Here is a 9,521-nt window from a genome sequence, read left to right as displayed (position 1 = left end):
GCTCCGGTGACCCTGGACCACCGGAAACCCGATGGCCCGCGGGGCCCGTGGTCACACTGCCCCTGGCCGCTCACACTCCGCGACCGGAGCGGTCCCGGCTGCCGTCGGACGGACGGCTCGGACGGCTCACGGCCAGGGGCGGCCGCCGGATTCGCACCGGCTTCCCCCTGGACGGGCATGATGACGACCTACCCACTCTACCGGGCCGTAGCGTCCCTCCCCGGGGCGGCGGACCGCTCGCGTCGGTACGTCGCCGGGTATACCGCCATACCGCCAGCACGTACGTCGCCGGGTCCCCCCACGATCTACGTACGTCACCGACTCACACCGCGATGTACGTGACCGGGGCGCTGCCGGGCACCGCCTCCGCGCGTCCGAGCTTCACCAGCCGCCGCAGGTGGGACTCGGCCTCCGACACGGCGATGGACCGCGAACCGTGCGGGATCTGCTCCCAGGGCCGGTTCCACACCATCCGCTCGGCCAGCTGCCACGGGGTGAGCGGAGTGGCGAGCAGGTCGAGCAGTCCGGCCAGCCGCTCCTCGTGGTGGTCCAGCAGCTCCCGTACGCGCCCGCCCGCATCGGCGAACGCGTGCTGGTGGGCGGGCAGCACCTCGGCCACCCCGAGCCGCCCGATCCGCTCCAGCGAGGCGAGGTAGTCGCCGAGCGGGTCGGTGACGGCGGTGTCGTCCGGGTCCTCGTACAGCCCGATGTGCGGGCTGATCCCGGGCAGCAGATGGTCGCCGGAGAAGAGCCGCCCGTGCCCCGGCAGATGCGCCGGATGCCGTTCCTCCAGATGGAGGCAGACGTGGCCCGGGGTGTGGCCGGGGGTCCAGACGGCGCGGAGCCGCCGCCCGGCGAGGTCGAGCAGCTCGCCGGGGACGATGTCGCGGTCCGGCAGTGCGGCGCGCAGCCCGGGCAGGGTCCGCAGCCGCCCCGACTCGCGGGCGGCGAGGAGCGGGGCGAGGTGGTCGTCGGGGGCACCGACGTCGGCGAGCTTGCGGGTGAGGTAGTCGAGCCACGTGCCGGGCCCGGTGTCCCGGGTGCGCCGGACGATGGCGGTGTCGGCCTCGTGCATCGCGATCCACGCCCCGGAGGCCTCGCGGACCTGGCCGGAGAGGCCGTGGTGGTCGGGGTGGTGGTGGGTGATGACGACGCCGTGGACGTCGGCGACGGAGGTGGAGAGCGCGGTGAGCCCGGCGGTCAGGGTGTCCCACGACGCCGGGTCGTCCCACCCCGTATCGATGAGGACGGGCCCGCGGTCGGTGTCGACGACGTGGACGAGGGTGTGGCCGAGCGGGTTGTCCGGGATGGGGACCTTGATGCTGTGGACGCCCCCGCCGTGGTCGGTCACCTGCGGCACCTGCGGCACCTGCGTCATGGGCTTCCCATCTCTGCTCGGCGGCGTGCGCTGATCCCACTGTAACGAGAACTCGTTCCAGTGGTAGCCCAGGTCTACCAAATCGACGCCTCTCGGGTGCGGTCCGCGCCGTGGACTCCTGGAACGGGAACTGGTATCAGTTCTGACGAACAGTCAGTTGCGGTGCACGGGTTCGCTTCGCGGGAGGCAACGGCCATGACGGAACGTACGGAGCTGGTGGAACACGGAAAGCTGTTCATCGGCGGCGAGTTCACCGATCCGCTCGGCACCGACGTCATCGAGGTGATCTCCCCGCACACCGAACAGGTCATCGGCCGCGTCCCGCACGCCTCCGAGGCCGATGTGGACCGGGCGGTCGCCGCGGCCCGCCACGCCTTCGACGAGGGCCCGTGGCCGAGGATGAGCCTGGACGAGCGGATCGCGGTGATCACGCGGATCAAGGACGCCTTCGCCGTACGGTACGAGGAGTTCGCGCGCCTGATCAGCGCCCAGAACGGCACCCCGTACAGCGCGAGCGTGATGGTGCAGGCGCTGGCCGCGATGATGGTGTGGGACTCGGCGATCACGGTGGCACGCGCGTTCCCGTACGAGGAGCGGCGCGACGGAGTGCTGGGCCCGCTCCTGATCCGCCGCGAACCGGTCGGGGTGGTGGCGGCGGTCGTCCCGTGGAACGTCCCGCAGTTCACGGCCGCGGCCAAACTGGCTCCCGCGCTCCTGGCAGGCTGCACGGCGGTCCTGAAGGTCTCCCCGGAAACCCCGTTGGACGCCTACCTGTTGGCGGAGATAGCGGCGGAGGCGGGCCTGCCGCCCGGGGTCCTCTCCATCCTCCCGGCGGAGCGGGAGGTCAGCGAGTACCTGGTGGGCCACCGGGACATCGACAAGGTCTCCTTCACGGGCTCGGTAGCCGCCGGCCGCCGGGTGATGGAGGTAGCGTCGCGCAACCTGACCCGCGTCACCTTGGAGTTGGGCGGCAAATCGGCAGCAGTCATCCTCCCGGACGCGGACCTGGAGACGGCGGTCGCGGGCATCGTCCCCTTCGCCTGGATGATCAACGGCCAGGCGTGCGTGGCGCAGACGCGCATCCTGGTCCCGCGCTCCCGCTACGACGAGATGGCGGAGGCGTTCGCGGCGGCGGCGGGAGCGCTGCGGGTGGGCGACCCGATGGACCCGACGACGGAATTGGGCCCGTTGGTGGCCCAACGCCAGCAGCAACGTTCCCTGGACTACATCAAGTTGGGCCAGGAGGAGGGAGCGAAGATCCTGACGGGCGGCAGTCGCCCCGCCTCCCAGGAACGCGGCTGGTACGTCGAACCCACCCTCTTCGGCTCGGTCGACAACTCCATGCGCATCGCCCGCGAGGAGATCTTCGGCCCGGTGATCTGCCTGATCCCGTACGCCGACGAGGCCGAGGCCGTCCGCATCGCCGACGACTCCCCGTACGGCCTCAGCGGCAGCGTCTGGACGGCCGACACCGAGCGCGGCATCGACATCGCGCGCCGCGTCCGCACCGGCACGTACAGCGTGAACACCTTCAGCCTGGACATGCTCGGCCCGTTCGGCGGCTACAAGAACTCCGGCCTGGGCCGCGAGTTCGGCCCCGAGGGCTACGGCGAGTTCTTCGAGCACAAGATGATCCACCTCCCCGCCGGCCACCGGGAGGCATGATGGGCGACCGCTGGCACGTCGAGGTCGACCGCTCCCTCTGCATCGGCTCCGGCATGTGCGTCAACCACGCCCCGGACGCCTTCCACCTGGACACCGCCCGCCAGTCCCACCCCCGCGAGGAGGACCGCGACGCCGGCGAACAGGTCCTCGCGGCGGCGGAGGGCTGCCCGGTGGAGGCGATCACGCTGACGCTGGCGGGGTCGGGGGAGGTGGTGTTCCCGCCGGAGGAGTGAGGCTTCTCCAAGCCGACGGCGCCTGCCCGGTCACTGCTTCCGCTGCCTCCACAGAAGCAGCAGGAGTGCGGCCAGGGAGACGACGATGAGCGCGAGTCGTGTCCCGTCGCCCGGCAGCAGTCGGGGAAGGACTACCCCACCCACGCCGGTGATGGCCACTGCGCCCCAGAGAAACCGGTCGCGCAGGCCGCTGGAGCGCGCGGCGATGACGAAAGCGATCAGGATGCACAGGAGTCCGAGTACCACGTTCAGTATGTTCAAGATCGCTTCTCTGTGGTGGGCTGGGGAACGATGTGGGCCTGCGGGGTCCGGTGGTCACCGGACCCCGCAGGTTACTGGGAGTCACTCAGGATGTTGGGGGCATGTGCCTATCCCCACCTGCCGTCGTTCCAGGCTGACGTCTGGGTGTAGCAGCCGACCCAGGGTACGCACACCGTCATGCGAGAGCGGTCCGCGTAGTTGTAGCCTTCTTTGCCTTCTTTCCGTCGAGGTCGAATCCGTTGATCGGGTCACCCATGGCGTATTCGTAGGCGTTGGCGCTCCCCCCGTAGACGGGGTCCACGGAGCCGTGCGCGGGCGGCCCCTCGCCTCTGCGTCATCTTTGCTTATTCCATGAACCGGCCCGTCGCCCACTGGCGCTCGGCCCGGCACCTCCATCCACCCGGAACCCCAAAGCCCTTTCTGTGGCGGCGGAAACCGAGAGAAGGTTTTGGAGGCTTGCAGGGGGTACGGAGAATCCGTTCTCGACGACAAAAGAAATAAAATGCGGAGGCAGATCAATATTGTACGTTTCAATGTACGCCGACAGATCCGCGCGCCATACGAACCGTCCATCAGATACCAGTGACGAGCCGCCAGGCACCCTGAACGATCCTTTCATGACATCCAGTGTTGTTTCCATGATGTCAAAAATGGGGTGACCGGACTCAAGGTACCCCTGCACCTCTGCCTTAGGGTATGCCGCCTGGTTCCTCGCTCTATCCTGGATGGATTCGCGAAATATTTCCAAACTGCTTCCGGGTGCCATCTCCCGGAAAAATCCAATCATTTCCATTCGGTTCACCCTCTTGAGATTGTGAGGAATCTCCTCCAATATCCGTCATTGTCGATCCGCGGTGCTTGCCCGGTACCTAGGATAGGGCTCGTGCCAACCTTCTTGGTCGGTGCTCGCACGGTGGTCCTGAGCTCGTTGGCGATCTGCTGAGAAAATCCAGAACTGTCCGAACCCGAATGGCACACCATGAGACTTTACCCCCAGAATTTCCAGGAATCCGTCCCGACTGCCGTGGGCCACGACATCATTCTCACCTTCGTTCAGCGCGTTCTCAAAATTGCGCAGGCTTGACCCATCGGAGTCGATCAGTGTCCCAGTCGGGCCGTGGGTTACCGGCTGGCCGGCTGGTGCCGGAGCAATTCGTCGACGAGCTCGCTCGGAGTGCCGACATGATCGGTGGCGATGAAAAAACGTTGATCAATTATTTGCTCAGACGTCTCCTCCGTGAATCGGCGTTCAACCTGCGTGAGAGGGAGGAGCCCCTGGTGGTCCCAAGATAGGACGATGCAGTCGGCGGCAGTGCGCTCTCGGGTGGTCTACTCGGAGAGGGTAGCGCCGTCCCAGGAGAGCGTGACGTCTTCCAGGACGGCAATTTCTGTGCACTCGCTGGATGAGCGGCTATCCTGCCTGCGAGTGTTACTCGGATCGGGAGATCAACCCGACACGCACTGCCGTGAGGGACATGGTGTGTGCGCGGAACCTGACCGACATTCCCTCTGACGCGATGCTGACCGCCAACCTTTCGTCGACGTCACGCCGGATGGACACCCTCTTGCACGCCGGAGCCTCCGTCCCCGGACTATTGGGCGAACAGCCTCCGGTCGGCCAGTGCTGACAAGGTGATATCCACAGGGGTGCGGGGAATGTGCCCATGTGCTGCCAGGTCATCCACGGCCAGGAACTGCAGATGAAACTGAAGAGTGTTGTGGTCGAGACCGGACCACTCGGGTGGCGGGTGTTCCGGGTAGGAAGGCAGGTCGATCCGCGCCGTCACCGCGGGACCCCGCCAGCCGAGGTGGGAGGATCTCAGGCGCACGGAATGCAGAGGTGGAACGACGGAGTACAGGGAATCCAGGCCGTGTGCGTGCATGGCCAGGCCGGCTCCATGGCCGGTCATGGCGACGGTGCTTCTCAGCTGCGGGGATTCAGGTCGCGAACGGGATGGCCCACGTCCAGCGGCCAACCGGGACGGAAGCGCTTGACGAAGTCTGCGAAGTCGTGGCGCAGATAACGGGAATCGGACGGCTTCAGCCGGATCTGCTGACGGCTGTCGGCCCACCAGATCTCGAACGCGCTCACGGTGCCTTCTGCCGGCCAGTCCTCACCCTGTTCGGGCAGCAACAGGGCGTCGACGAAGCCACCGACGCTCAAGCTGATGTCCACGAAAATACCTATGGCGCCGGGGCGAGGAACTTTCACAACGGTGCCCTCGAAGACCTGGCCGAAGCGCAAGCCCTGGCGAATCAGGGCCCACTCGTCATCTGTCGCCACGGTCGCATCATCGCACCTTCGTCGGGATCGCAAGCGTCCGCGCCGGGCGTGCACACGGCTGCTCCCCTCCGGCGGGGTGGTCGGTCCGCCGGAGGGGAGCAGGGGGCAGGGAGGGCAGAAGGCGGGTCAGACGACCTTGAGGGTCTTGGGCCAGCCCTTGTCCGAGGCCTTGGTGAACAGGGTCTTGATGTGGGCCGGCTTCAGCTTGATGCAGGCCAGGGACTTGTAGTCGCCGTTGCCGTCCCAGCGCCACGGCGAGTCCTTGCCCTTCTTCGGGCCCTGCTTGCCGTTCTTCTTCATCTCACTGTGGATGAAGTTCGGTGCGCTTGGTGCCGTTGCTGCACTTCTTGTCCTGCAGCTTGATGACGTAGCCCTTGATGGCGCTCCCGTTGAAGTTTTTCTTGTGGAACTCGATGGTGTACGAGCCGTTGGGCAGCCACCCCGCGTTCGGCTTGCAGGCGTTCGTCGAGCCGTTGCCCGAGCCGGCCCGCCAGCTGGCGACCGACGTGTCCTTCTTCTTGCCCTTCTTCATCAGGTGGAGCTTGGAGTTGGCCGGGCTCTTCTTGTTCTTGACGAACTTGAGGTAGTGCGCCGGCGCCTTGGCCTTGCCCTTCGCCGCCAACGCCGCTGCCGCCTCCGCCGGTTGTGCGGCGGCGGGCCCGGCCGTGGCCACGGACATGCCCGTGCTCAGGAGCGCCACGGCCAGGGCGGCCGGTGCGAAGCGTGTGCGGAAGGTCTGGCTGTTCATGGAGTACATCCCCGTTCATCGCTGGTCCGGTGGGTGGGGGAGCCTCGGCGCCGCCACCCGCTGGGCCAGACCCTGCCCGTCCCGTCGGCCTGGCGTCCACGGGGATCGGCGGTGTGGGAAAAGGTGGGAGGCCAGGTTGTTTGACCTGCTGTTATGTCGTCAGCCGGGAAGCTGTGGTGGGACGTCCCACGGGCGGGACGGGCGAGGGCGGCGCCGAGCGCCATAGGCTGCATAACGCCGCATAGCCGCAATTATCAGCCTTCTTTGCGTCGCTGTGTGTGGCAGTGAAAGTTTCTGAGCAGCCCCTCGGGGGAGGGGCGACGCCAGAAAGAGGGGGAAGCGCTATGCCGCGCGGGCGCGAGCTGCCGGAGTCCTTGAGCGAGTCGGCCGCCGAGCTGGTGGTGGAGCTGCGGACGGTGAAGAGCCGCAGTGGGATGACGCTGGTGGCGCTGGAGCGGAAGACGCCGTACAGCAAGTCCTCCTGGGAGCGGTACCTGAACGGCCGCACCCTTCCTTCGGCCGACGCGGTACGGGCGTTGTGCACCGCGGCGGGGTGTGACCCGGCGCCGTTGCTGGCCCTGCGCGAGGTGGCGGTTGCGGAGGTGGCCGCGCGGAAGGAGCGGGAGGAGCGGGACGACGGTGTGGCGGCCGGCGTGGGTCCCGAGCCCCGTGCGGCTGACGCGGGACATGATCCCCGTAGGGCTGACGCCGTATCCGACCCCGAGCCCCGAACCTTGTACGGCCGACCTGCACCCCTCGCCCCGTGCAGCTGACGCTCCCGGCCACCGAACAGGCCGTCAAACGGTTGCAGGCCGGAGCGGGGATCGAGGACGACGGGCTCGTCGGGCCCGACACCTGGAAGGTGTTACGCGGATGAGCCTCCCGCCCCTGGAGCGCACCGCCGAGGAGAGTGCCTGCGCCGAGGCCTTGCGCGTCCTCCGCCGGCACAGTGGGCTCTCGCTGAAGGAGCTCGCGGCTCGGACTCCGTACAGCAAGTCGTCCTGGGAGAGGTACCTCAACGGGAAGGGCCACCCGCCGCGCGCCGCCGTCATGGCCCTGTGCAGCCTCGCCCGGCAGCCTCCCGCGCACCCGCTTGCTCTGTGGGAGCGCGCCGAGACGGCCAGGAACCGGCCCCCTCGCCGGGTCGCGCCCGCGCCCGTACCTGAAGCCGAACCCGTATCCGTACGCGAAACACCTCCGCGGACCGCGCCGCCGCGACGGCACCCCTACGCGCGCCACGTACGCGTCGCCGCTGTCCTCGCCGCCGTTCTCCTCTGCACCGGCTGGCTGGCCATGGCCGGTCCGTGGCGGTCGGAGAGCGCCGATGTTCCGGTCTCCGCCGAGCCCGAGTTCGCCTGTCGTGGACAGAACTGCACGGGCAAGGACGCCGTCGCCACCCGCTGCGGCATGCACCCCGACACGGTCAGCACCCACCGGCCCACGCCCGGCCTCCGGGTCGATCTGCGGTACGAGGCCGGGTGCGGTGCCGGGTGGGCGCGGGTCTGGGGGCAGAGCGTCGGGGACGAGTTCACCGTCTCCGCGGCGGGCGGGGAGCCGCAGACGCTCACGGTGCCGGACAAGTACGCGACCGGCGTGCGCCTCCACACGCCCATGGTCACCACCGACAACCCCGAGACCCTCCGCGTCTGCGTCCGTCTGGCCCTGGGCGAGCCTCGGCAGTGCTATCCGGCCGCGCCGCCGGCGCCCTGAGCTGCTCGCGGGTCGGCGTTACGCCAGGTCGCTGACGGACGTCCGCCGGACGGCGGGGGCAGGCGCCTGCTCCGCCGGGCTGATCCTCATGCGGGGTCGCGGTGGCGGCGCGGCGGCAGCAGCTGGCTGACGAGCAGCAGGAGCATTCCGCCGAGCAGCAGCGCGTTCCCGCCGTAGAAGCGGGCTTCCCAGGAGACGCTCGGCAGGACCTCGAAGTACAAGAAGGCTCTGCAGCACGAGTGAGGTGCCCATGAGCAGGGTGCCGAGGCCGTGGAGTGGGGGCCTGGTGACGTGGCGGCGTGCTGTGGGCACGGTCCAGCCCGTCCGGAGCGTGGCCGTTCCCATGGCGATCATCAGCAGCCCCAGGAGCATGCCTGTGCCTACTGCCCACGCCACGGTGTCGCTCCGCTCCCTTCGGTCAGGTCGATCAGGCGGCAGACCGTCTCGATGTCGATCTTGACCTGGGCGATCGACGCACGGCCCGACAGCCACGTGATCAGCGCCGAGTGCCAGGTGTGCTCGATGACCCGGACCGCCGAGAGCTGCTCCGGCGTCGGGTGTTCCAGGCCCATCGCGTCCAGGATGATCGCCGTCGTCAGGCGGGAGACCGTGTCCACCTCCGGGCTCACGCTGCGGTCCGCGAAGGTCAGGGCGCGGACCATGGCGTCCGCGAGGTGCGGTTCGCGCTGGAGGGCGCGGAAGGCGCGCATCAGGGTCTCCGCGACCCGCTGGGCCGCGTCGTCCCCGGCCGGCGGGCGCTTGCGGAGTGTGGTGTGGAGGTGCTGGAGCTGGTCCTGCATGGTGGCGACCAGCAGGTGGATCTTGGAGGGGAAGTAGCGGTAGAGCGTGCCGAGCGCGACCCCGGCCGCCTCGGCCACCTCGCGCATCTGCACCGCCTCGAATCCGCCGCGGCTGGCGAGCTGGGCGCTGGCGTGCAGGATGCGGCGGCGGCGGGCCTCCTGCCGCTCGGTGAGCGGAGGCGTCGCGCGGTCCTTGGGCGGCTGCGGCTGCGCTGCCGGTCTGGCGTCCGCGGTCATACTGCCCCCATCCGCGATCCGTACGTGGTCATGCTGTCCCCGTTCACGATCCGTGATCCACCGGTCCGTTCCCTGAGTTGCGCACCGGGCGCGCACAGCATGCCAGGGCGTCCGTCGTGGCGCGAATCACCTGATCCGGACCTCACGCCGACGCTACCTGCCGGTAGATTCGATGCACGTCGAACGATCAAGTCTGAAACTTGTT

The 9,521-nt window shown here is 68.5% G+C and carries 14 protein-coding genes; 5 read left to right on the top strand and 9 right to left on the bottom strand.

Translation table 11 applies throughout. From position 1 onward, the window contains the following. Positions 1–322: 322 nt before the first annotated feature. Positions 323–1,378, bottom strand: coding sequence for an MBL fold metallo-hydrolase (locus tag ACQP09_RS08375; RefSeq protein ID WP_433397214.1), 1,056 nt, complete (start codon positions 1,376–1,378; stop codon positions 323–325). A gap of 195 nt (positions 1,379–1,573) precedes the next feature. On the opposite strand from ACQP09_RS08375, the gene ACQP09_RS08370 reads away from it, so the two are divergent. Together ACQP09_RS08370 and ACQP09_RS08365 are read left to right on the top strand one after the other, a co-directional pair. Then, positions 1,574–3,043 carry an aldehyde dehydrogenase gene (locus tag ACQP09_RS08370; protein ID WP_433397213.1) on the top strand — a complete coding sequence of 490 codons (1,470 nt, stop codon included), beginning with the start codon at positions 1,574–1,576 and terminating at the stop codon, positions 3,041–3,043. Then, positions 3,043–3,276 (top strand): ferredoxin, encoded by a 234-nt coding sequence (locus ACQP09_RS08365; protein ID WP_432148342.1) that lies wholly within the window; start codon positions 3,043–3,045, stop codon positions 3,274–3,276. The genes ACQP09_RS08370 and ACQP09_RS08365 overlap by 1 nt, the downstream gene beginning before the upstream one ends. Before the next feature lie 30 nt (positions 3,277–3,306). On the opposite strand, the gene ACQP09_RS08360 is transcribed toward ACQP09_RS08365, so the two are convergent. The 6 genes from ACQP09_RS08360 to ACQP09_RS08335 form a co-directional block, all read right to left on the bottom strand. After that, a complete protein-coding gene (locus tag ACQP09_RS08360) occupies positions 3,307–3,537 on the bottom strand; it encodes a hypothetical protein (RefSeq protein WP_433397211.1) in 231 nt (76 codons plus the stop codon). 334 nt (positions 3,538–3,871) lie between these two features. Further along, the gene (locus tag ACQP09_RS08355) at positions 3,872–4,339 is read right to left on the bottom strand and encodes a hypothetical protein (RefSeq protein ID WP_433397209.1); all 468 of its coding nucleotides are present in this window, start codon (positions 4,337–4,339) and stop codon (positions 3,872–3,874) included. Positions 4,340–5,129: 790 nt separating this feature from the next. Further along, entirely contained in the window at positions 5,130–5,447 is a 318-nt protein-coding gene (locus ACQP09_RS08350) for an Imm50 family immunity protein (protein WP_433397207.1), read from the bottom strand. Positions 5,448–5,461: 14 nt separating this feature from the next. Next, positions 5,462–5,821: a hypothetical protein gene (locus ACQP09_RS08345; protein WP_433397205.1), complete on the bottom strand. Its 360-nt coding sequence runs from the start codon at positions 5,819–5,821 to the stop codon at positions 5,462–5,464. 126 nt (positions 5,822–5,947) lie between these two features. After that, a complete protein-coding gene (locus ACQP09_RS08340) occupies positions 5,948–6,121 on the bottom strand; it encodes a hypothetical protein (protein ID WP_433397204.1) in 174 nt (57 codons plus the stop codon). A 1-nt stretch (position 6,122) separates the two neighbouring features. After that, the gene (locus ACQP09_RS08335) at positions 6,123–6,569 is read right to left on the bottom strand and encodes a hypothetical protein (RefSeq protein ID WP_433397202.1); all 447 of its coding nucleotides are present in this window, start codon (positions 6,567–6,569) and stop codon (positions 6,123–6,125) included. 344 nt (positions 6,570–6,913) lie between these two features. Here ACQP09_RS08335 and ACQP09_RS08330 point away from each other — a divergent pair, with 344 nt between their 5' ends. Genes ACQP09_RS08330 through ACQP09_RS08320 form a run of 3 tightly spaced genes read left to right on the top strand, consistent with a single transcriptional unit; the run spans position 6,914 to position 8,279 of the window. Beyond that, positions 6,914–7,342, top strand: a complete 429-nt coding sequence (locus ACQP09_RS08330; protein ID WP_433397200.1) for a helix-turn-helix domain-containing protein — start codon at positions 6,914–6,916, stop codon at positions 7,340–7,342. Continuing rightward, the gene (locus tag ACQP09_RS08325) at positions 7,333–7,446 is read left to right on the top strand and encodes a peptidoglycan-binding domain-containing protein (RefSeq protein WP_433397199.1); all 114 of its coding nucleotides are present in this window, start codon (positions 7,333–7,335) and stop codon (positions 7,444–7,446) included. Before ACQP09_RS08330 ends, ACQP09_RS08325 begins: the two co-directional genes overlap by 10 nt. After that, positions 7,443–8,279 carry a helix-turn-helix domain-containing protein gene (locus ACQP09_RS08320; protein WP_433397197.1) on the top strand — a complete coding sequence of 279 codons (837 nt, stop codon included), beginning with the start codon at positions 7,443–7,445 and terminating at the stop codon, positions 8,277–8,279. Before ACQP09_RS08325 ends, ACQP09_RS08320 begins: the two co-directional genes overlap by 4 nt. Positions 8,280–8,365: 86 nt before the next feature. Here the strand turns inward: ACQP09_RS08320 and ACQP09_RS08315 are convergent, their stop codons facing one another. Together ACQP09_RS08315 and ACQP09_RS08310 are read right to left on the bottom strand one after the other, a co-directional pair. Next, complete coding sequence (locus ACQP09_RS08315) at positions 8,366–8,500, bottom strand: hypothetical protein (RefSeq protein ID WP_433397195.1); 135 nt, start codon at positions 8,498–8,500, stop codon at positions 8,366–8,368. A 159-nt stretch (positions 8,501–8,659) separates the two neighbouring features. Further along, complete coding sequence (locus tag ACQP09_RS08310) at positions 8,660–9,316, bottom strand: TetR family transcriptional regulator (RefSeq protein ID WP_433397194.1); 657 nt, start codon at positions 9,314–9,316, stop codon at positions 8,660–8,662. Between the last annotated feature and the right edge of the window lie 205 nt (positions 9,317–9,521).

It is taken from the genome of Streptomyces sp. CA-146814 (assembly GCF_050942385.1).
Classification (GTDB): Bacteria; Actinomycetota; Actinomycetes; order Streptomycetales; family Streptomycetaceae; genus Streptomyces.
Note: the sequence above shows the minus strand (reverse complement) of the source record. Positions and strands in the feature narration are given on the sequence as shown.